The sequence below is a fragment of the Pseudomonas sp. W22_MBD1_FP4 genome, from assembly GCF_052113765.1.
GTDB lineage: Bacteria > Pseudomonadota > Gammaproteobacteria > Pseudomonadales > Pseudomonadaceae > Aquipseudomonas > Aquipseudomonas sivasensis.
This window is the reverse complement of the sequence record NZ_JBGQOI010000001.1, coordinates 32,876-54,539: the sequence shown is the minus strand read 5'-3', so window position 1 is coordinate 54,539 and position 21,664 is coordinate 32,876. Positions and strand designations below refer to the sequence as shown.

Genomic DNA, 21,664 nt, shown 5'->3' with positions numbered 1-21,664 from the left:
TGGATCTCCGAGGTGGGATCGACTAGGGCGATCAGATGGCGGTGATGCTACGCATGAAACGAATAGTCGATAAGCCGCCTGTAATGCGATAGTTTGTCCCACTGACAGGACAATAGGCTCACCATGCAAGACCTCAACGACCTCTACTATTTTGCCAAAGTCGTCGAAGCCGGCGGTTTCGCAGCCGCCGGTCGGCTGCTGGGCATCCCCAAGTCACGGTTGTCGCGGCGCATTGCCGAGCTCGAAGAGCGCCTGGGCGCACGCCTGCTACAACGCACCACGCGCCAGTTGACCCTCACCGCCGTCGGCGAACGCTACCTGCGCCACTGCCAAGCGATGCTGCTGGAAGCCGAGATGGCCGATGAGGCCGTGGCCAGCATGTCCAGCGAACCCCGTGGACGTCTGCGGGTGACGTGCCCGGTGGGGCTGGCACAGAACATGATGCCGGACGTGGTCGCCGGGTTTCTGGCAGCACATCCTCAGGTGCAGTTGGAAATGACCTTGGTCAACCGCCGAGTCGACCTCGTGGCCGAAGGCATCGATGTGGCGCTGCGAGTGCGTGAGCAAGGCGATGAAGACCCGCTGCTGGTCACCAAGCGCCTACGCCCGGCCCAGACCGTCCTGGTTGCCAGCCCGAACTTCGTGCATGGCCGATCTATCAGCACCCTTGATGACCTCAAGCAGCTGCCGATACTCGGCGCATTGGAGGCGGACCGGATGGTGCACCAGCGCATCCTCGATCCCCAAGGCAACCCCCACGACCTGATCATGGAAGCACGCCTGGGCGTTGATGACTTCAACGTGCGCAAGGCCAGCGCCATCATGGGCCTGGGCTTTACCGTGCTGCCAATGATGTACTGCGAGGAAGAATTGGCCAACGGCCACTTGGTGCAACTGCTGCCGGAATGGTCACTGCCCGGCGGTTGGTTGCAGGCCGTCTACCCACACCGGCGCGGTGTGCTGCCGGCCATTCGTGCCTGGATCGATTACCTGGAAGAAGGCTTTAAAAGCTGCGGAGACCGTTTGCTATGAAGATGACCGAAGCGCAAGTCGCCACCTTTTGCCTGAGCCTGCCCGGCGCACGGGAGGACTACAAATGGGGCGGTGTGCGAGTGTTCTCGATTGCCGGCAACAAGATGTTCGCCCTGCAAAACCTGCGCGGCGACTCGTTGGCGTTCAAGGTCGACAAGGAACTGTTTCTCGGTCACGTGGACCGCCCCGGTATCCACCCCGCGCCATACCTGGCGCGTGCGCAGTGGATCATCATGAACACGCCCTACCCGCTGGGCGCCGAGGAACTGCGTGGCTTGTTGCAGCGCTCCCACCAACTGGTGGTGAGCAAGCTACCCAAGCGCACGCAGATTGGTTTGTTGCTAGAGGACTGACAGTAACGTGCCGCCAAGGAACAACTGGTCCAACCAGAACACTTGGTGCAACAGCACAATCACCCAGAACAGCACCTGGAAAGACACCTTGCGCGTCTTGTGCCGGAACACCTGCTGAGCAATCAACGCCCCGGGCCAACCGCCGGCCAACTCAACGGCGTGCAGGATGTTTTCCGGGGTGCGCCAGCTGTCGGTGCGCGCCTTGCGTTTATCACTCCAGTACAGGAAAAACGCGATCACGCTGACCACGCCATAGGCCACCAGCGGGATCACGGTTTCGCCGCGCTGCCACACCAGCACCGACCCCAACAGCGGCGCGGCGCACAGCAGCACAAAGATCGCCGCCTTCAAGCGCGGGTGCTGGATGATCATGCCGTTGCCGCCGCCCAGTCGATCCAACCGAACTGCCAAGTCGCCAGGATCAGTAGGCCAAACCCGATGCGGTACCAGGCAAACGCCGCGTAGCTATGGCTGGCGATGAACTTGAGCAGGCCCTTGACCGCGATCATCGCGAAGATGAACGAAGTGATAAACCCAATGGCAAAAACCGGCAGGTCCGCTGGCTGAAACAGGTCGCGGTACTTGTAGCCCGAGTACACCGCAGCACCGACCATGGTCGGCATGGCCAGAAAGAACGAGAACTCGGTAGCGGTCTTGCGCGACAGGCCGAACAGCAGGCCGCCGATGATGGTCGAGCCGGAGCGCGAAGTGCCCGGGATCATCGCCAGGCACTGGGCAAAGCCTACCTTGAGTGCATCTTTCCAGGTGATGTCGTCGACGGTCTCGGCATGCACTTCATGCTCGCGGCGCTCGGCCCACAGCATGATGACGCCGCCCACCACCAGCGCTGTGGCGACAGTGATCGGGTTGAACAGGTAGTGGTGAATCAAGTCGGCGAAAATCACCCCAAGGACCACGGCCGGCAGGAACGCGATCAGCAGGTTGATCGTGAAACGCTGCGCATTGCGCTGAGTTGGCAAGCCGGTGACAACGTCTAGAATCTTGCGCCGAAACTCCCAGACCACCGCCAAAATGGCGCCGAGCTGAATAATGATGTTGAAGGCCATCGCACGTTCACCGCCGAAATCGAGCAAGTCGGCAACGATGATCTGGTGGCCGGTACTGGAGATCGGCAGGAACTCCGTCAACCCCTCCACTACGCCGAGAATCAATGCCTGAATGGCGGTCCAAAAATCCATGCTTCCCCCAAAGGTCATGCGCTATGGCACGCCTTGTTAGTCTTTTTTAATGGTTCACTGACGACGAGCGCGCTGAAGGCCCAGTGTTGATGATGATCAACACCAGTCTGCAAAAATTCTGTGAAAATCAGGCAGTACTCAGGTTTTTCGATTACGGGCCGAAAGCCTATCAGACAAGGCGTAAAAGTCGATGCGACGCCCACAATTATAAAAAGCCCGGAGTGACAGGACGATGAACAGTTTGCGCAATATGTCGATCAGCCGACGCCTATGGCTGATCCTGATAGTCGCCCTGCTGATGCTGCTGGCCCTGGGTTTGCTGATGCTCAAGCAGATCCATGACGACCTTTACCAAGCCAAACGTCAACAGACCCAACACGTGGTCCAGACCGCCAGCGGGATCCTGACGTTCTATCACGGCCTGGAAACCACCGGTGTGATGACCCGTGACGCCGCCCAGAAACAAGCTCTGAGCGCGGTGCGGGGGTTGCGTTACGACCATGACGACTATTTCTGGATCAACGACCTCACGCCCGTGATGATCATGCACCCGGCCAACCCCAAGCTCGATGGCCAGAACCTTTCGGCTATCCGCGATCCCGATGGGTTTGCTGTGTTCAACGAGTTCGTCAGCCTGGCAAAAGCCAAGGGCGCCGGGATCGTCAACTATCGCTGGCCCAAGCCCGGCGCACAGGCCCCCGTGGCCAAGACTTCCTATATCCAGCTGTTCGAACCCTGGGGCTGGATTATCGGCTCCGGCGTCTATGTGGACGACGTGCAGGCCGAGTTCAGCGGCCAAGTGTGGAAAGCCTCCATGATCGGCCTGGGCATTGCGCTGGTGATGGGCCTGCTGGTGTCGCTGATTGTGCGCAGCATCGTGCGCCCGTTGCAGGCGGCGGTGAATGCCATGGGCAATATCGCCAGCGGTGAAAGCGACCTGACCCGCAGCCTCGACACCCACGGCCGTGACGAAATCACCCAACTGTCCCAGCACTTCAACAGTTTCACCGCCAAGCTGCGTCAGGTGGTAAGCCAGTTGCAGGTGTGCGCGAACGCCCTGGGCCAGTCCTCTACCGACCTGGGCAACAACGCCAGCTCGGCCCATGACCGCAGCCAGCAGCAGTCGCAGCAGATGGAGCTGGTGGCCACTGCCATCAACGAAGTCACCTACGGCGTGCAGGACGTGGCCAAGAACGCGGAACATGCCGCCAGCGAAATGCGCGATGCCCAGGCCCAGGCGCACCAAGGCCAGGTCAATATCGACAGCAGCCTGCAACAGATCGACCAACTCTCCAACACCATCGGCCAGGCGGTGGAAGTGATCCGCACGCTGTCCAGCGAAAGCACCCAGATCGGTGGCGTGCTGGAAGTGATCCGCTCCATCGCCGACCAAACCAACCTGCTGGCGCTGAACGCTGCCATCGAAGCAGCTCGCGCCGGGGAGCAAGGCCGAGGGTTTGCGGTGGTGGCCGACGAAGTGCGCCTGCTCGCCCAACGCACGCAAAAGTCCACCGCCGAAATCCAGGTGATGATCGAGCGCCTGCAAGGACACTCGGAAGCGGCGGTCAAGGTGATCAGCGACAGCCACAGCGCCTCCCAACTGACCATTGAGCAGGCAGGTCAGGCCGGTGCCAGCCTCACTGCGATTGGGCAAGCCTTGCACAACCTCAACGGCCTGAACGCGTCCATCGCCAGTGCCACCCTGCAACAGGCCCATGTGGTGGAAGACATCAACCAGAACGTCACCCAGGCGGCGGGCTTGTCCCACAGCACGGCACTGGCAGCGGAACAGTCCAGTGTGGCCAGCGCGCATTTGCGCGGGTTGAGCGAGCAGCTCGACGGCCTCTTGCGCCAGTTCAAGGTCTAATACTGCTCCAAATGTAGGGGGGGGCTTGCCCCCGATGGCGATATATCAGTCTGCACAGGTGCAACTGACCTTTAGCTATCGGGGGCAAGCCCCCTCCTACATTTGCCCTACTGTGTTTTGAAGATTGCTGGCCTGTGGTTACAATCCCCGCCCTCTCCCACTCCCCCAAGGAACCGCCATGTCCGGGCTTGAACTGTTCGCCGCTGCCCTGGGGGTGATCGCTGTCTGGCTGACGGTCAAGCAAAACCCATGGTGCTGGCCCATCGGGCTGGTGATGGTGTTGCTGTACACCTGGGTGTTCTACGACGTGAAACTCTATTCCGACATGCTGCTGCAGGTGGTCTACGCCGCGCTGCAAGTCTATGGCTGGTGGCAGTGGACCCGCGCGGGCGAGGTCAAGCAAGGCCGCCAGGTCACGAGCCTGGGGGTGCCGGCAATCATGACCAGCCTCGCGATCGGCGCGGTGGGCAGCCTGCTGCTCGGTGCCGCCATGGCCCACTGGACCGATGCTGCGCAACCCTGGCTCGACGCGGCCCTCAACGGCTTCAGCCTGGTGGCGCAAATGTGGATGGCGCAGAAACGCGTGCAATGCTGGCCGTTGTGGATTGCCGTGGATGTGATCTTCGTCGGGCTGTTCCTCTATAAAGGCCTGTACCTCACCGCCGGGCTCTATGCCTTGTTCACCGTGATCGCCGTGCAGGGCTGGCGTGAATGGCGCGCCGATCCGGCGTTGCGCACATGAAAGTAGTGGTTTTGGCGGGGCCTGAATCCAGCGGCAAAAGCTGGCTCGCAGCGCAGTTGCACGCGCACTTTGGTGGGTTGATGGTCGGCGAGTATGTGCGCTATTTCATTGATCACCATCAGCGCGATACCTGCCTGGCGGATATCCCGGCCATCGCCCACGGCCAACTGGCCTGGGAAGACGCGGCCCGCGCCGAACAACCTCGCCTGCTGGTTCTCGACACCCATCTGCTCACCAACAAGCTGTGGAGCCAGACCCTGTTCGGCGACTACCCGGCGTGGCTCGACGATGAGTTGTTGGCACGTCATTACGACCTGCACCTGTTGCTCTCCCCCGAAGATGTGGAGTGGACGGCCGATGGCCAACGCTGCCAGCCGGAACTGGAGGATCGTCGCGCGTTTTTCCAGCAAAGCCTGGACTGGATGCACCAGCATCAGCAGCCGGTGGTGGTGATTCGCGGGAATTGGGAGGAACGCTGCAAAGCCGCGTTTGCTGCGGTAAAACAGCTGTTGCAGTGAGCGAGCTTGTCGAATCGTCGCATCGCCCGAACCGGGTGGCGAAGCCGCCCAAAAACAAACACCGCGATCTGCCTGGCAGACCGCGGTGTTTTTTATTGGGAACCGAGGCGTTTAGTAGCCCAGGGAAAGCCCAGTATTACGACGCGGGTCGTTAGCCCCGTAGAAGCGATTGTTACCCACCGGCTTGCCACCCAGGGACGGCGCACCTACCAGGATCGCCGCCAAGTGGTTGGCATCCTGCGGCCCTGCAAACTTATGGCCCCAGCTTTCCAGAAGCTTCTGGGTATCCGGGCTGACCGCGAAGGTCTCAAGGTTGGTGGTTTCCGGCATCCACTGCTGGTGGAAACGCGGCGCATCCACGGCTTCCTGGATGTTCATCTTGTAGTCGATCACGTTCAAAATGGTCAGCAGGGTCGCGGTGATGATGCGGCTGCCACCCGGCGTGCCCACCACCATGACGGCCTTGCCATCCTTGGTCACGATGGTTGGGCTCATCGACGACAACGGCGCCTTGCCCGGGGCGATGGCGTTGGCTTCACCCTGCACCAGCCCGTACATGTTCGGCACGCCGACCTTGACGGTGAAGTCGTCCATTTCATCGTTGAGAATCACCCCGGTCTTGCTCGCCATCACGCCCGCGCCGAACCAGTCGTTGAGGGTGTAAGTGACGGACACCGCATTGCCCCATTTGTCGACGATGGAGTAGTGGGTGGTGTTATTGCCTTCATGGGGCGAGACACCCGGTTTGATCGCCTGGGAATCACCGGCCTTTTGCGGCTCGATAGCATCACGCAGCTTGGCGGCGTAGTTTTTATCCAGCAGATGCTCGATCGGGTTCTTCACGAAATCCGGGTCGCCGAGGTAGCTGTTGCGGTCCACATAGGCGTGGCGCATGGCTTCGATCTGGTAGTGCAGGCCTTGGGCCGAGTGATAGCCCAGGTCGGCCATCGGGTAGCCTTCGAGGATGTTCATGATCTGGCAGATCACTACACCGCCCGAGCTCGGCGGCGGCGCGGAAACGACGTGGTAACCCCGGTAGTCGCACTCGATGGGCGCCAGTTCGCGGGTCTTGTACTTGTCGAGGTCGGCCTGGGTGATGATGCCTTTGCCTGCCTGGCTGGAATCTACCAGGGCCTTGGCGACCCAACCTTTATAGAAACCGTCCGAACCTTTGGCGGAGATTTCCTTCAGGGTCTTGGCCAGGTCTTTCTGCACCAGTTTCTGTCCGACCTGCATCGGCTGGCCGTTGTGCAGGAAGATGGCGCGCAGGTCCTTGTCTTTTTCGAACTCGCCGGTTGCGGTGTGCAGCAGGTCGATGTCGCCTTGTTCCAGGGCGAAACCGTTTTCTGCCAGCTTGATCGCCGGGGCAATCACCTGGGCGCGCTTGAGGGTGCCGTACTTGCTCAAGGCCAGTTCCATGCCCGACACGGTCCCCGGCACGCCGACAGCCAGGTGACCCTTGGCGCTGAGGCCTTCGATGACGTTGCCGTCCTTGTCCAGGTACATATTGGCGGTAGCCGCCAGCGGGGCTTTTTCGCGGAAGTCGAGGAAGGTCTTGCGCCCGTCCGCCAGTTGCACGGTCATGAAACCGCCGCCGCCCAGGTTGCCCGCCGCCGGGTACACCACCGCCAGCGCATAGCCTACGGCCACGGCCGCATCCACCGCGTTGCCCCCGGCCTTGAGCACATCCACGCCCACATGAGTTGCCAAATGCTGAGCCGTCACCACCATGCCATTTTCACCGGCCACCGGAGCTTGGGAAGCAGCTTGTACACCACTGACCGTCAACACCAGGGCAGTGGCAATCAAGGTACGGCTGAAGGGTTGGTATTTCATCCATGGCTACTCGGGTTGTTGAGATGCACCAAAATAGCTCGTCGGCAATTTAATCCCCAGCGCAATGGCGTTTTTATTACAGAACTTGTCGGTCATAGAACGGACCGAAAAAAACCAATCTTTAGCTGACCCACTGCAATCGTGGGACAAGCTCCCCTCCCACACTTTTTTAACCGCGTTTAATCAGTGAGCGCCGGGGTTGGCTCGCAGAGTTGGTTGCGGTGGTGCACACCAATATCCGCTACCATCCCGGCCACTTCGTCGAGGGCGGGATCTAGGTCAAGAAGGCCTCGGTGATGAAAGACATGGTCGAAGGCAACCCATTGGCAGCGTTCTGCGCCGAGGTGTTGCCTCTGGCGCATGAAGCGGTGATTACCAAGCAGTACGCCAGCGCGCAGCTCGCGCCTACAACAACTGCCGACTGTATAAAAACCATAAGTCACCGCCAGGAGACACCCAATGCCCAGTGCGAATCCAGTGCCCGCGAACACAGTCGCCGACCCGGTCAACACGCTTTACCACAAGATCACTTGGAAGCTGATTCCCTTCCTGTGCTTCTGTTATCTGGCCGCGTACCTGGACCGAATCAACATCGGCTTCGCCAAGCTGCAGATGCTCGACCAACTGCAGTTCAGCGAAACCGCGTTCGGCCTCGGCGCGGGCCTGTTCTTTGTCGGCTACATCATCTTTGAAGTGCCGAGCAACCTGGTGCTGGAGCGGGTCGGCGCGAAGATCTGGATCGCACGCATCATGATCACCTGGGGCCTGCTCTCGGCCTGCACCATGCTGGTTACGTCCACGACCCAGTTCTACATCCTGCGTTTTTTGCTCGGCGCCGCCGAAGCCGGGTTCCTGCCGGGCGTGCTGTACTACCTGACCACCTGGTTTCCCACCCATCGACGCGGGCGCATCATTGCGCTGTTCATGATCGGTCTGCCGCTGTCCAGCGTGATCGGCGGCCCGCTGTCCGGCTGGATCATGGGCCACTTCGACCACGTGGGTGGCCTGCGCGGCTGGCAGTGGTTGTTCCTGATCGAAGCGGTGCCCAGCGTGTTGCTCGGCGTGCTGACCTTCTGGGCACTGCCCAACACCTACCAACAAGCCAAATGGCTGTCGGATGAAGAAAAAGCCCTGCTGGAAAGCGAACTGCGCAAGGACGACGCCGATGGCGCCGGCAGCAAGCACAGCTTCCGTGACGGCTTCTTCAACCTCAAAGTGTGGATGCTCGGCGGTATCGACTTCTCGATCCTGCTCAGCGCCTATGCCATGGGTTTCTGGATGCCGACCTTTATTCGCAACGCCGGGGTCACCGACACCTTCCATATCGGCGTGCTCACCGCACTGCCGAGCGTGGCCGCGCTGCTGGGCATGCTCTTGATCGGCGCCAGCTCCGACAAACACCGCGAACGCCGTTGGCACATCATCGTGCCGTTTTTCATCGGCGCAGCGGCGATGGCCGCCAGCACGTTCTTCACCCATAACGTCGCGGCCACCGTCGCCCTGTTCGCGGTTGCCTCGGCCGCAATCATCGGCGCAGTGCCGGTGTTCTTCAGCCTACCGGCGACCTTTCTCAAAGGCACTGCGGCAGCCACAGGTTTTGCCCTGGCGTGCTCGTTGGCGAATATCGCAGGTCTGGTGAGTAACTCGTTGATGGGGGTGGCGATCGACGTCACCGGCAGCAGCGCGGGCGCCTTGTGGTTCTTTGCCGGCTGCCTGATTCTCAGCAGTTTCCTGGTCATCGCCTTGCCGGCGAAACGGGTGAATCGTTGATAACACGGTCGCGTAATGGCTAGCAGAAAGGCGCCACGCTAGGCACGCAAAACGCTAAAGCGGTGTTGAAATAGATCGACAGTGATTTCGGGCTGGCTGCCCTGACATGGATCACGCGGCCAATATCGTTAAAACCAGTGAAATAAAATGCATTTTAAACCGTAGGAACAACCCGAACTCTCGGACCACACAGGGAAGACTTCGCCTGTCAGAAGCCTCCCTACTTCTTATCCGAGAGATCAGTTTTCATGCCATCTACTTCCGCCGTCGTCGATCACACCTCCCGCGCCCAAGCACCTTTGCTGCATTCGCAAGCTGTGCAGCCTATTCAGCGTTTGCAGCAAGCACGCCCTGAAAATCAGAGCCCCCTAAGGCAGGAAAAATCGGAGGAACACGCCAACCTGGACGACCGAAAATCATTGCTGGATGCCTTGGGCAAAACCCTGAACAGCGCCTCAACTGATCTGCCGGATCTTGATCTGACCCGCTTTGCAGTCTCGCCAGACTCTTCGATGGGTCGCGAACTTAAACTCATCAACCCGACGCACGTCAGCTTGAACTGGTTTATCAAACACCAAGGCTGGATAGCCCCAACAAACAAAGAAGCGCTGCAGAATCTCTACGACGCAATCACCTACGCGCCCCCTCCACAACCCGCTCACCGGGACTATTGGGGAATGTTGTCGCGAGAGGTGCCCCTGACACTGGAGCAGCGTCAACGAATCAATGAGATTGTCGAGGGCTGGCTGGACAAAACCAAGGGCGGACTTATCGAGAACCTGGTGGGGCTTGCGACGACAGATGCACACACGCTTGACTCGTTATCCAAAATGACCGGTGTTCAAACCAGGATTGGGAGTACCACCCAAACCACGAAAACCTTCGGGCCCTACACCCAAACCGAAACATGCACCGAGTCCCCCCTATACGCCCAGACTTATCCCGCCTGGGTAATGGGCACTAGTCGGTCGTGCTCAAAGAAAATCACCGCTGAGCCACGCTACGCGTTGTATCGACTGCTGTTGGAGCCCAAAGCCATTGAGCTAGGCAAAAAGCTGGAGGCCGAACTCGGCGTCTTGCCCACAGTGACAAGTGCCGCTGAACTGGTCCTTAGCGCACTGGTGTTATCCGTGATGCCTCAGCTCCCCACCACACGCAACTTGATCGGCAATGATTTTGCCCTTGATGCGCCTGATCATTTACGCAAGTCACCAGAAGCCATCGTCGAAGCACTGGACCTCTACCTGCTGCGCACCCACCAACATCTGAAGGCCGATAACGTCCGCACAGTCAGCTACTTGATGCTGTCCCGTATCGCCCCACAGTTTCTAGTCAAAGACCTGCCTGACTCGTTGCTGTATGGAACCCATCAGTGGGCCACATTCAGCGCCGCTGTCTCACGCATCGAGCACTCCGCGCCTGGCACAAGCGCCACTATGAATTATCAACAAGTGATGAACTATGACGCGACGACACCGATCACGGAGCAGGACAAGACCTTCGCCACCATTGCTCTAAGAGACGCCTTAGTGGACTGGGCGATTACCAACGGTCGACTCGACAAGCGAGCCGATAACAACTATTCAGAGTCCGAGATACAGCAGGCACACCAGGATTTTCAACATCAGCCCTCATCTCTGGTCCGAGCGGGCCAACAATTGGCCACCCCCCTCCCAAACCGCGAACAGATTGCCCTGGATGACCTTAAACGGGTCTTTGGCAATCAAATCGATTTTACCCGCAAAGTGCTGCAAGCCACGCCGGACAATCTGGAGTCCGACAAGAACCATTTCTACAGCCTGCTGGACGTGCATATGTCGGGAAAACTCCAGGCAGGTATGTGGCGATCAATCAGTTCCGACTTTTCCATGGCCCCCATCGAGAAGGAACTCCATCGGCTTCATAGCATTGAGTGGCTGTTCACCCAGACATTCAACAACTACTACACCGACCTGCTGCAGGGCCACACCTCGGTGGTCCGAAACCTGCTCTCGCAGCTTCCAGAGGAACACCGAAGCAGCCTGCAATGGGGCGAGCAGAAATTTTATGCGTTGAGAAAAGCCGTTACCTCGCACTATGCCCACCTCATCCCCAAGGCCGAAAAAGAAGCCAGCAAAGGTCGACAAGGGTTCATCATTCGCTCCGAACACCAGTCAAAAGTCACCTACTATGAAGTCTTCCCACAGCAAGGGAAAATCCAGATCCGTACCGATCTTCCAGCAGAGTGGCCTGAAGGTATCAACACCAGGGCCGTGGGTAACGTGGAGAACAATATCCGGCAACCGTTTGATTGGGAGGCTTACAACAGTGGGACTCCCCCTCGCGAGAATGAATTTTCTGAGGTGGTGATCGAGCACATACCAACGCCGGATAAGTGGCAACGTGGCGCCAGCGACAAGACACCCGACCTCTCCTTCCTCGGCGGAAAAAGTTTTGATCTGGCCAGGACAGCCGCGTCCAAACATCTGGCCTACGATGAGGAAACCCTGCGTCAACAGGCTAGTGGCGAAAGTGCCGTCGAATTAACAGAGCGCTATCAGAAGACCGGAGCGGCAGCGGTGCTGAGCTTGGTACCGTTTGCAAATACGTTGAAGCACGCGATCAATGGTGAAATAGCAGAAGCCTTCACCGGTTTTATTATCGACGGCGTATCGACCGCCATTCCTGTTTCGCAACCACTTCGTGCATTCGCCCACAGCATCAAGTCCAGCAAAACCCTGTTTAACATGCTGAGAAAAGCCAGCCACTCTACAGATGATCTGGTCGGGTTGCTGGGCAGCGCAGGCAAGACAGCGAAACCCTTTTATTCCACCATTCCGTCGTTTGGCGGCTTGCGACCGACAAGCAATGGCCTGGTCCAGAGCTTGGGTGTCAGCACGGCGGTCAGGATCGGAAGAACCGAGGGGGTGGACGCCGCCGGTGGTGGTGCACGTACCCTGGCCAAAATCATCGACGAGAAGTGGTACCCCGTGGACGCAGCCTCCGGCAAGGCTTACGGCACCCCCATAGAAGGCTTTGCACCGGAGGGTGGCATTGGCTTTTTTGAGCGCCCCGCTTCGCCACAACGCGAGCCGGATGCGCTGGCACAATATGAAGCCAACGTCATCAACGCTAAGTACTCGGAACCAACCAGCTTCCCGGAAGGTTTCAAACACCTGAGCCCCTATACGGTTCCTGGCTACAAGCCGTCCATGGGGGTACAGGAAATCGAGGACCTTATTGCAACGTCCAACTTTTCAACAGAGCAAATCGGCAGTCTTGTGCGCCAGCGAGAAAGACTTTTGTTGGCCCATACTCAACGCAGCGCACAGATATTCCAGCGTGAAGTCACCGCCGCCGGTGGAACCACCCGAGGCATGCCGCAAACGTATTACCTGAGCCAGACCAGCCCTGACATTGCCGGTGAATGTGCGGCCCTTTCCACCGCCATGGGCCTGGCGCTGCTCGAAGGCAATGAAGACACGCTGCTCGACAACCTGGTATTTGCCATGGCAAACCCGGAAGCTGAAAACTCAGCCAAATTCATCAGAAACCTTTCAAGCCTGCAGTCCACCGTCGGCAACGAGCTGGGATTTCATAGCAGTGCCGTGGGTAACCCGATTTCTTATAAGTCGATCATTAAAGAATTGAGCGAAGCCACTTCCTCAAAGACGCTGATGATCAGCAGCACTAACCATGGAATGCTTGCGGGCGTGAAGGTCGACCCCACCGGCACCACCCCGAAGAGCTGGTTTTTTTACGACCCCAACTACGGCAAAGCGATATTCCCCACACAAGAGTCAATGGCCAAGGGCCTGGAAAAGACCCTTAGCAACGGCATCACCGGCAAAAACCTCGATGCATTTGGTACGATCCTGACCGGAAAAAAATACAAAGTCAGTGCCTTTGATGCCGACGTGGTTGCCAGCAAATTCAATATCGATCGTGTCAGGGGATTAACCCAACCTATCTGATAAAACCCCGTCTATTTGCGCACGGCCAGGCAAAACGTTTTCAACACCATGGCCGTCGCGCAGGGCATATGACTTGATTGGGAGAACCACGGCCTTTGGGCCCGGCCTCCATACAATTATTCAATTAATGGCGCTAGAATCAGCGCCATTCTTGCACCCGCCCCCCTGACACGAGCCCCTCCATGAGCTTTGATTTCGACACGATCCACCCTCGCCTCGGCACCGGCAGCACCAAGTGGAACCGCTACCCGGCCGACGTGCTGCCAATGTGGATCGCCGACATGGACATCGCAGCGCCGCCCGCCGTGCTGCAAGCCCTGCACGAGCGCCTGGACCAGCAGATTCTCGGCTACAGCGTGGCCGGCCCGGATGTGCGTGAAGCCATCGTGGCCGACCTGTGGGCCAAGTACGCCTGGCGCGTGCAGCCCGAAGAGTTGCTGTTTTTGCCCGGCGTCGAACCCGGTTTCAATATGGCGCTCCATGCCTTTGTAAAACCGGACCAGCCGGTGGTACTGCAAACCCCAAATTATCGTCCGATTCGCTTGGCGCCAGGCAACTGGAACCTACCGCGCATCGAAGTGCCGTTCCAATCGACCGACGGTGAATACATCACCCCAATGCCCGCCATGCGCGAAGCACTGACCGGCGCCGGCGCCTTGCTGTTGAGCAACCCGCACAACCCCATCGGCAAGGTTTTCCCCCGCGAAGAGCTGCTGGCATTGGCCACTGCCTGTCTGGAAAACGACGCGCTGATCATCAGCGACGAAATCCACGCAGAACTGTGCTTCGACGGTCGTCGCCACATCCCCACCGCAAGCCTCAGCCCCGAGATTGCCCAGCGCACCATCACGCTGATGTCGGCGAGCAAGGCCTACAACGTGGCCGGCTTGAAGACCTGCTTTGCCGTGATCCAGAACGCCGAGATCCGCGAGCGCTTCAACCAGGCCCGCTGCGGCATGGTCGACAGCGTCAGCCCCTTGGGCCTGGAAGCCACCCGCGCGGCCTACAGCCAGTGCGGCCAATGGCTGGATGCATTGAAGCAGTACCTGCAAGCGAACCGCGATTACCTGCTCGACGCCGTGCAAACGCGCTTGCCGGGCGTGGTGATGCATGCGCCGCAAGGCACCTTCCTCGCTTGGCTCGATTGCAGCGCCCTGGGCATGGATGACCCGCAGCAGTTCTTTCTGGAACAGGCCAAGGTTGGGTTGAGTGCAGGTATCGAATTCGGGGATGACAGCCAGCAGTTCGTACGCCTGAACTTCGGTTGCCCGAGGGCGATGCTGGAAGAGGGTCTGCAGCGCATGGAGCGCAGTTTGCGCAACCGCTGAAGCGCGCAAAAAATGGCCCCCGCTGCAAAGGCGGGGGCTGGCGTTTACAACTTGGCGATAGACACTTCAGTGGACTTCACGAAGGCAATCACTTCGCTGCCCACTTTCAATTCCAGGTCACGCACCGAACGGGTGGTGATGACGGACGTCACGATGCCGGACGCGGTTTGCACGTCGATTTCCGACACCACTTCGCCCAGCAGAATCTCTTTGATCACGCCCTTGAATTGGTTGCGCACGTTGATCGCTTTAATGGTCATGTCGGGTTTCCTTTTGGCTGTTGGGTCAATCCGCACGAATGCGCAGGCCCTCAAAGTGCGCTATCCGAGAGAACATTAAAAGGAATATATAACTCTTTATTTATTCCATAAAAACATATGAAAACTGTTGCCCAGGAAACATCGGTTCAACAATTTGCCACCTCCTGCAACAACCGCACATGCCCCTGACCCGGTAAATCCGGGCTCCTGCCCGATGGCACAGAGACTGCATATTCCTGTAAAGCATGATTGAGCGCACCCAATCAGTTTTCTGAATATAAGAAAAACCTTCTCTCAACGCCTTGTCCGGAGCTGTTCCATGAAACCCTTCACCCAACGTCTACTCGGCGCCTGCGCCCTCGCCCTCTGCCTGCAACCGCAGGTATTCGCGGCCGAAACCGACCCCGCCGAAGTCAACCTCGACTACGCCTACTACTCGCCGGTCAGCCTGGTGCTCAAGCACTTCGGCTGGCTGGAACAGGCCCTGCCCCACAGCAAGGTCAGCTGGGTACTGAGCCAAGGCAGCAACCGGTCCCTGGAATACCTCAACAGCGGCGGCGTGGATTTCGCGTCGTCCGCCAGCTTGTCCGCCGTGCTGAGCCGGGCCAACGGCAGCCCGATCAAATCGGTGTATGTCTACAGCCGCGCGGAATGGACCGCACTGGTGGTGCGCAAGGACTCGCCACTCAACAGCGTCAACGACCTCAAGGGCAAGAAAATCGCCGCCACCAAAGGCACCGACCCTTACCTGTTCACCCTGCGCAGTCTGCAACAGGCCGGGCTGAAAAAAGACGACGTCGAGTTGGTGCACCTGCAACACCCGGACGGCCGCACCGCTCTGGAAAAGGGTGACGTGGACGCCTGGGCCGGTCTCGACCCACACATGGCCGCCAGTCAAATCCAGGCCGGTTCGCGCCTGCTTTACCGCAACAAGGACTTCAACAGCTATGGCGTGGTGAGCGTCACCGAGAAGTTCGCCAAGGCGCACCCACAGACCATCACCAAGGTGTTGGGCGCTTATGAAAAAGCGCGTGACTGGGCAGTGAAGCACCCGGATGAATTCGCCAAGTTGCTGGCCGACGAATCCGGGCTGCCATTGGAAGTGGCCAAGCTGCAATTGTCGCGCACTGACCTGAGCACGCCGTTGTTGAGCGCCAAGGATGTGCAGTCTTCCAAGGCGGCGGCGCCGATTCTGGTGTCCGAGGAATTGGTGCGCCGTGGGGTGAATGTGGACCAGGTGATCGATCAACTGATCGACCCTTCGTTTGGCCAAACCCTGCCGCAGCAGTAAGGGGCGTTTGATGAGCAGCAAAAGCCAAGCATTGCCCCTGCCGGTACCCGTGGTCAGCCAGCGCAGCGCCTGGCCACGGCGGTTAAAAGGCCTGGTCTTGCCGGTGCTGATCCTGTTGATCCTGGAAGTGGTCGTACGGGTGGGCTGGCTGCCTTCCTACCAGATGCCTGCGCCCAGCGAGATCGCCGTGACCCTCACCGACCTGGCCGAAGGCGTGTTGTGGAAACACATCAGCGCCAGCCTCGCACGGGTGCTGCTGGGCTTTGCAATCGGCGCTAGCCTGGCCCTGGTGTTCGCCGCCTGGGTCGGTTTGAGCCGTGAAGCCGAAGCCTACCTGGAGCCGACCTTCGCCGGCCTGCGTTCGATCCCGAGCCTGGCTTGGGTCCCCCTGTTGCTGCTGTGGCTGGGCATCGATGAAACCTCCAAGGTTGTGCTGATTGCCATTGGCGCGTTTTTCCCGGTGTACCTCAATGGCGTCGCGGCGATTCGCGACATCGACCGCAAGCTGGTGGAAGTCGGGCAAATGTACGGTTTCAGTCGCCGCCGCCTGGTGCGGCGCGTCCTGCTGCCCGCCGCCCTGCCCGGCCTGTTCACCGGACTGCGCAGTGGTTTGAGCCTGGCGTGGATGTTCCTCGTGGCGGCCGAGCTGATAGCGGCGACTAAAGGTTTGGGTTACCTGCTCAGCGATGGGCGGGAAACCTCGCGACCCGACATTGTGCTGGCCGCCATTATCGTGTTGGCGCTGCTGGGCAAGGTCAGCGACGGCCTGCTCGCGGCGCTGGAGAAACGCTGCCTGGCCTGGCGCGACACCTTCACTGGCCAAGGAGCGGAACAATGAGTGCGCCGTCGTTATTGGACATCCATGTGGTGCGTAAAAGCTTCGCCAGCGCCACCGTATTGAAAGACGTGCGCCTGGCCTTGCAGCCTCGCGAAGCGGTCAGCCTGCTGGGCCCCAGCGGCTGTGGCAAAAGTACCTTGCTGCGGATCGTCGCCGGTTTGGAAACGGACTTCCAGGGCGAACTGCGCAGCCCCGACGGCCAAGTGGCCTTTGTGTTCCAGGAACCGCGGCTGATGCCATGGCTCACGGTAGAACAGAACATCGGCTTCAGTGATGACAACCACTACGACAAAGCCTGGGTCTCACAGTTGATCGAGGAAGTCGGCCTTAAGGGCTTCGCCCAGGCGCTGCCCAAAGCGTTGTCAGGTGGGATGGCGCAGCGGGTGGCGATCGCTCGCGGCCTGTATTCACGCCCCCAGGTGTTGTTGCTGGATGAGCCGTTCAGCGCGGTGGATGCCTTCACCCGCATGAAACTGCAGGACTTGCTGCTGCAACTGGCGGCGCATCACGCCATCGCTTTATTACTGGTGACCCATGATGTGGACGAAGCGCTGTACCTGAGTGACCGGGTGCTGGTGATGGACAACCGGCCCAGCAGCATTCGCCAGGAACTGGCGGTCGACTTGCCGCACCCGAGGGATCGGCGTGACCCGCTGCTGGCGCAGCTCAAAGCGCTGGCCTTGACCGAGTTGCAGCGGGCCCATGTGATCTGAGGACTACTCGTAACCCGAGACGAGCGAGGTTTTCATGGCCCACAGGTTGTTGTGGCGAGCCCGCTCGCCACAACGCGCATCACGCCTTGCGCAGGCTCACCCAATAACGCGTTCGGTATTGCACGTCCAGCGCCAGGGTCGAGGCCAGCAGGTTGAGAGTGCGGTCGGTGTCATCCAGGCGGAAACTGCCGGTCACCCGTAGCGTTTCCAGACGCGGCTCCCAGCGCAACACGCCAGGGCGATAGCGCTCCAGCTCACGAAGGAAGTCCCCCAGTGGCTGGTTCTGCGCGGTCAGTACACCGTCGCGCCAGCCCAGTTGCAGCACATCAAACAACGCCCGCGCACCCAGGCCGCCGGCCTTGAGCGGCGCTTGCTGGCCTGCTTGCAAGGTCGCCATCTGGCCGCTCAGGTCGCGCACCTGAACCGTGCCCTTGAGCACCGAGACCAGACAACCGGACGCCAGTTGCCGTATGCACACGTCAGCCTGACTGACGAGCAATTGGCCGTAGCGGGTTTGCACCGTCATCGCCGCAGCGCTCGGCACCGTCAGCGCCAGTTCACCGTCGACCAAGCTGACCCGTCGCTGGGCCATATCTACGTCTACCGCCGTGGCGGTGTTGAGTTGCAGGCTGGCACCATCGGCCAGCGGCAGGCGCTTGCGCTCGCCAGTAGCGGTACGCAGGTCGGCACGCCAAGTGTCGATGGGCAATTGGCGGCTGATCAGCCACGCCGTGGGCAACAGCGCCGCCACACCCAACGCACGCTTGAGCACCGCACGCCGTCCAGGTTGCGGGCGGTCGAGGCTGGCCATGGCCAGAGCCTGGGGCAAAGCGCTGAAGCGTTGGCGCAGGGATTGGGCTTTCTGCCAAGTCTGTTCATGCTGGGGATGGCTGTCGCGCCAGTGCTGTAGCGCGGCATGATCACGCTCGGTGGCGGCGCCGGACTCCAGCAGCGCCAGCCACTGGGCAGCAGCGCGGGCGACGTCGCGGCTCACAGCTCCACCAGCAGGCAATGTTCATACGCCTGGGCCATGTAGCGCTTGATCGTGCGTTCGGACACCTCAAGCCGTTCGGCAATCTCACGATAGCCCAGGCCCTCCAGCTGGCTCCATAGAAAGGCGCGGCGTACAAGCACCGGCAAGCCATCGAGCAACTCATCCAGGGCTTGCAGGGTTTCCAGCATCAGCCAGCGCTGTTCGGGGGACGGCACGCAAGCTTCGGGCAAGCTGGCCAGGGCGTTCAAATACGCCTGTTCCAGGCTGCGACGCTGATGGAAGTTCACCAGCAGGCGCTTACCGACCGTCACCAGGTACGCCCGCGGCTCCTGCATCTGTGCAATCGGCTGCGCACTGGCCAGTACGCGCAGAAACGTATCCTGGCTCAGGTCGGCCGCATCCCAGGCATTGCCCAGGCGCCGCCGCAGCCAGCTTTCCAGCCAACTGCGATGATCGCGGTATAGGCTCGATAGCGTCAGTTCGGGGGCGTGCGTGGGGACAACAGCATCATTCATGGCAACAACCTGCACGGCGCGATTGAGTCTCAAATGAGATTCATTCTATTTAATATCGTGCCGGGACACCATGATCTTTTCAACCTCGCGTTTACAGCATCGCCGCCCTCTGCCGCAGCAGGTCAATAAACAAGCCCAGTTCGCGGCTCACCCCCTCGCCCTTGCGCAACAAGATGCCAAACGGCGCCAGCCGCACGTCCAGGGCCACCGGCAGCGCGACCACCAGGCCCATTTTCAGATAATCACGCAAGGCACTTTCCGACAGCACCATCACCGCGTCCGTCAGTTGGATCAACTGCTGCATGGAGTACACCGAGCTGCATTCGATGATGTCCGCCGGGCTTGGCAGCGCCAGGTCTTGCAGGGCCTGGTCGAAACCGATGCGCGCCGGGCTGGTTTGCGGTTGCAGGATCCACGGCCAGTCGCGCACCAGCTCTGCCAGGGATAGCCGGCCGCGTCGGACCAATGGGTGGCCGGCATGCACCACCACCAGCAGGCGCTCGTTGCCCAGGGGTTCGAAGCTGTAGTGCTCGCTGTCGGTGGCGGCGGTGCGCCGGGAGATGGCCAGGTCGATGCGCCCCTGCTCCAGCAGTTGGATCACCTGGTCGCTGGTGTCGCCCATGATGCGGATACGCAGTTGCGGGTTGAGCGCCTTGATCTGCGCAATGCAGTCCATCACCAAGTCCGGCGCGGCGCCCATGATGGTGCCGATGGACAAGTAGCCATACCCGCCCTGCTGGCGCGCCATCAGGTCTTCGGCGCAACGGTCGAGGCCACTCAGCGCCGACTCGGCAAAGTTGATCAGTTGCTGGCCCAGCGCCGTTGGCCGCATCCCCCGTGGCAAGCGCTCGAACAGGTCGCAGCCGAACATGTCTTCAATCTCGCGCAGCATGCGCGTGGCCGCCGGTTGCGACATGTTCAGGGCCTGGGATGCACGGTGCAGGTTCTGACTGGAACTGAGCGCTACCAGCATATGCAGATGCTTGTAGCGCAGGCGGTTGAACAAGCTGCGGGAGAGGACGGGACTACTCATAAATTCCTTATTACCGATACCCTGAGGGTATCACTTGTAAGCGAGATTCGATTTGTAGCGTATTGCTCGGCCGCCGTACAGTCCGTTCCATAAGAACAAAACAACGGACTCCATCATGAAAACCCTGCCCGCGCCCCTGCTCGCCAAGATTTCCTGGCGACTGCTGCCCTTCCTGCTACTGATGTACATCATGGCGTTTCTTGACCGTGCCAACGTCGGCTTTGCCAAACAGGCCTTCCAGGCCGATACCGGCTTGAGCGATGCCGCGTTTGCCTTCGGCGCCGGTGTGTTCTTCGTCGGCTACGCGCTGCTGGAAGTGCCGAGCAACCTGATCCTGCACCGTGTCGGCGCCCGTCTGTGGATGTGCCGCATCATGGTCAGTTGGGGCCTGATTTCGGCGGCGATGGTGTTTGCCCATAACGAAACCAGCTTCTATGTGCTGCGTTTTTTGTTGGGCGTGGCCGAAGCCGGATTCTTCCCCGGCGTGATCCTCTACCTCACCTACTGGTTCCCCCAGGCCGTGCGCGGCAAGGCCATGGGCTTCTTTTACTTCGGCGCCCCCCTGGCATTCATTGTCGGCAGTCCGTTGTCCGGCCTGCTGCTGGAGATGGACGGTTTCGGCGGTATTCACGGCTGGCAATGGCTGTTCGCCGTGGAAGGCTTGATGGCCAGCGCCGTGGGGATCTGGGCCTACTGGTACCTGGACAACCGCCCCGCCGACGCCAAGTGGCTGAGTGTGGATGAGCGCCAGCAAATCCAGACCTTGCTGGACACAGAAGACCAACACAAAACCTCCCACGGCCGCAGCCTGCTCAACGTGCTGTGCCAGCCGTCGGTGCTGTACCTGTGCCTGGTGTATTTGCTGATCCAGGCCAGCGTGTACGGCGTGGTGTTTTACCTGCCAACCCAAGTGGGCGGCCTGCTCGGCACCAAGGTCGGCTTGATGGTTGGGCTGGTCTCGGCGATTCCCTGGATCTGCGCACTGTTTGCCGCCTGGTGGATTCCCGGTTATTCCGACCGCACCGGCGAACGCCGCCGCACCGCTTGCCTGACCTTATTGATGGCCGCCGCCGGCATTGCTTGCTCGGTGACCTTCGCCAACCCGCTGCTGGGCATGCTCGCCTTGTGCTTTGCCGCCTCGGGTTTTATCGCGGTGCAGCCGGTGTTCTGGACCTTTCCTTCCAGCTACCTGGCCGGCAGTGCCGCTGCTGCGGGCATTGCGCTGATCAACTCATTCGGTGCCCTCGGCGGCTTCATCGCGCCGATCATCAAGCACTGGGCCGAAGGCGCCTTCCATTCTCCGGCAGCCGGTTTGTACCTGCTGTCCGCCACCACGGTACTGGCTGCATTGCTGGTACTGGGCATCCATTCACCCGGCCGCACTGCATCGAACACGCCGGCCACTGTTTAACGTCAGGAGTC

General features: G+C 60.0%; 19 protein-coding genes and 1 pseudogene. 13 read left to right on the top strand and 7 right to left on the bottom strand.

Annotation, left to right across the window (positions count from 1 at the left end; translation table 11 throughout):
- Positions 1 to 123 precede the first annotated feature (123 nt).
- Both ACEN2T_RS00245 and ACEN2T_RS00240 read left to right on the top strand, forming a co-directional pair.
- Positions 124 to 1,032 carry a LysR substrate-binding domain-containing protein gene (locus ACEN2T_RS00245; protein WP_099602839.1) on the top strand — a complete coding sequence of 303 codons (909 nt, stop codon included), beginning with the start codon at positions 124 to 126 and terminating at the stop codon, positions 1,030 to 1,032.
- Positions 1,029 to 1,385 (top strand): MmcQ/YjbR family DNA-binding protein, encoded by a 357-nt coding sequence (locus tag ACEN2T_RS00240; protein WP_012723994.1) that lies wholly within the window; start codon positions 1,029 to 1,031, stop codon positions 1,383 to 1,385. The genes ACEN2T_RS00245 and ACEN2T_RS00240 overlap by 4 nt, the downstream gene beginning before the upstream one ends.
- On the opposite strand, the gene ACEN2T_RS00235 is transcribed toward ACEN2T_RS00240, so the two are convergent.
- The gene (locus tag ACEN2T_RS00235) at positions 1,374 to 1,757 is read right to left on the bottom strand and encodes a DUF1294 domain-containing protein (protein WP_032891498.1); all 384 of its coding nucleotides are present in this window, start codon (positions 1,755 to 1,757) and stop codon (positions 1,374 to 1,376) included. The genes ACEN2T_RS00240 and ACEN2T_RS00235 overlap by 12 nt on opposite strands.
- A complete protein-coding gene (locus ACEN2T_RS00230; RefSeq protein ID WP_032891138.1) occupies positions 1,754 to 2,584 on the bottom strand; it encodes an undecaprenyl-diphosphate phosphatase in 831 nt (276 codons plus the stop codon). The genes ACEN2T_RS00235 and ACEN2T_RS00230 overlap by 4 nt, the downstream gene beginning before the upstream one ends.
- Positions 2,585 to 2,816: 232 nt before the next feature.
- On the opposite strand from ACEN2T_RS00230, the gene ACEN2T_RS00225 reads away from it, so the two are divergent.
- From ACEN2T_RS00225 to ACEN2T_RS00215, 3 genes are all read left to right on the top strand, one after another.
- The gene (locus ACEN2T_RS00225) at positions 2,817 to 4,451 is read left to right on the top strand and encodes a methyl-accepting chemotaxis protein (protein WP_442116044.1); all 1,635 of its coding nucleotides are present in this window, start codon (positions 2,817 to 2,819) and stop codon (positions 4,449 to 4,451) included.
- Between the two features lie 178 nt (positions 4,452 to 4,629).
- Positions 4,630 to 5,193: a nicotinamide riboside transporter PnuC gene (pnuC, locus tag ACEN2T_RS00220; protein WP_442116043.1), complete on the top strand. Its 564-nt coding sequence runs from the start codon at positions 4,630 to 4,632 to the stop codon at positions 5,191 to 5,193.
- Positions 5,190 to 5,711: an AAA family ATPase gene (locus tag ACEN2T_RS00215; protein WP_032891135.1), complete on the top strand. Its 522-nt coding sequence runs from the start codon at positions 5,190 to 5,192 to the stop codon at positions 5,709 to 5,711. Before pnuC ends, ACEN2T_RS00215 begins: the two co-directional genes overlap by 4 nt.
- 111 nt (positions 5,712 to 5,822) lie before the next feature.
- Here the strand turns inward: ACEN2T_RS00215 and ggt are convergent, their stop codons facing one another.
- On the bottom strand, positions 5,823 to 7,547 hold the full coding sequence (ggt, locus tag ACEN2T_RS00210) for a gamma-glutamyltransferase (protein ID WP_032891134.1): 1,725 nt from the start codon (positions 7,545 to 7,547) through the stop codon (positions 5,823 to 5,825).
- A 221-nt stretch (positions 7,548 to 7,768) separates the two neighbouring features.
- Here ggt and ACEN2T_RS00205 point away from each other — a divergent pair.
- The 4 genes and pseudogenes from ACEN2T_RS00205 to ACEN2T_RS00190 form a co-directional block, all read left to right on the top strand.
- Positions 7,769 to 7,984 (top strand): annotated as a pseudogene (locus ACEN2T_RS00205) (isochorismatase); the annotation flags it as partial.
- 22 nt (positions 7,985 to 8,006) lie between these two features.
- Positions 8,007 to 9,317 carry an MFS transporter gene (locus ACEN2T_RS00200; protein WP_442116042.1) on the top strand — a complete coding sequence of 437 codons (1,311 nt, stop codon included), beginning with the start codon at positions 8,007 to 8,009 and terminating at the stop codon, positions 9,315 to 9,317.
- A 248-nt stretch (positions 9,318 to 9,565) separates the two neighbouring features.
- Positions 9,566 to 13,270: a hypothetical protein gene (locus ACEN2T_RS00195; RefSeq protein ID WP_442116041.1), complete on the top strand. Its 3,705-nt coding sequence runs from the start codon at positions 9,566 to 9,568 to the stop codon at positions 13,268 to 13,270.
- A 182-nt stretch (positions 13,271 to 13,452) separates the two neighbouring features.
- On the top strand, positions 13,453 to 14,598 hold the full coding sequence (locus tag ACEN2T_RS00190; protein WP_095184987.1) for a MalY/PatB family protein: 1,146 nt from the start codon (positions 13,453 to 13,455) through the stop codon (positions 14,596 to 14,598).
- 44 nt (positions 14,599 to 14,642) lie between these two features.
- Here the strand turns inward: ACEN2T_RS00190 and ACEN2T_RS00185 are convergent, their stop codons facing one another.
- The gene (locus tag ACEN2T_RS00185; RefSeq protein WP_003173733.1) at positions 14,643 to 14,858 is read right to left on the bottom strand and encodes a TOBE domain-containing protein; all 216 of its coding nucleotides are present in this window, start codon (positions 14,856 to 14,858) and stop codon (positions 14,643 to 14,645) included.
- A 319-nt stretch (positions 14,859 to 15,177) separates the two neighbouring features.
- On the opposite strand from ACEN2T_RS00185, the gene ACEN2T_RS00180 reads away from it, so the two are divergent.
- The 3 genes from ACEN2T_RS00180 to ACEN2T_RS00170 are packed head-to-tail and all read left to right on the top strand — an operon-like array spanning position 15,178 to position 17,700.
- Positions 15,178 to 16,149: an aliphatic sulfonate ABC transporter substrate-binding protein gene (locus ACEN2T_RS00180; protein ID WP_095184988.1), complete on the top strand. Its 972-nt coding sequence runs from the start codon at positions 15,178 to 15,180 to the stop codon at positions 16,147 to 16,149.
- Positions 16,150 to 16,159: 10 nt separating this feature from the next.
- On the top strand, positions 16,160 to 16,987 hold the full coding sequence (locus ACEN2T_RS00175) for an ABC transporter permease (RefSeq protein ID WP_442116040.1): 828 nt from the start codon (positions 16,160 to 16,162) through the stop codon (positions 16,985 to 16,987).
- Positions 16,984 to 17,700, top strand: a complete 717-nt coding sequence (locus ACEN2T_RS00170) for an ABC transporter ATP-binding protein (RefSeq protein WP_181639917.1) — start codon at positions 16,984 to 16,986, stop codon at positions 17,698 to 17,700. The genes ACEN2T_RS00175 and ACEN2T_RS00170 overlap by 4 nt, the downstream gene beginning before the upstream one ends.
- Before the next feature lie 79 nt (positions 17,701 to 17,779).
- Here the strand turns inward: ACEN2T_RS00170 and ACEN2T_RS00165 are convergent, their stop codons facing one another.
- From ACEN2T_RS00165 to ACEN2T_RS00155, 3 genes are all read right to left on the bottom strand, one after another.
- The gene (locus ACEN2T_RS00165) at positions 17,780 to 18,694 is read right to left on the bottom strand and encodes a FecR domain-containing protein (protein WP_442116039.1); all 915 of its coding nucleotides are present in this window, start codon (positions 18,692 to 18,694) and stop codon (positions 17,780 to 17,782) included.
- Positions 18,691 to 19,209 (bottom strand): sigma-70 family RNA polymerase sigma factor, encoded by a 519-nt coding sequence (locus tag ACEN2T_RS00160; protein ID WP_122681659.1) that lies wholly within the window; start codon positions 19,207 to 19,209, stop codon positions 18,691 to 18,693. The genes ACEN2T_RS00165 and ACEN2T_RS00160 overlap by 4 nt, the downstream gene beginning before the upstream one ends.
- 91 nt (positions 19,210 to 19,300) lie before the next feature.
- Positions 19,301 to 20,242: a LysR family transcriptional regulator gene (locus ACEN2T_RS00155; protein ID WP_032891124.1), complete on the bottom strand. Its 942-nt coding sequence runs from the start codon at positions 20,240 to 20,242 to the stop codon at positions 19,301 to 19,303.
- A gap of 115 nt (positions 20,243 to 20,357) precedes the next feature.
- Between ACEN2T_RS00155 and ACEN2T_RS00150 the strand changes: the two genes are divergently transcribed.
- Positions 20,358 to 21,653 carry an MFS transporter gene (locus ACEN2T_RS00150; RefSeq protein WP_032891123.1) on the top strand — a complete coding sequence of 432 codons (1,296 nt, stop codon included), beginning with the start codon at positions 20,358 to 20,360 and terminating at the stop codon, positions 21,651 to 21,653.
- The last annotated feature ends 11 nt before the right edge of the window (positions 21,654 to 21,664 follow it).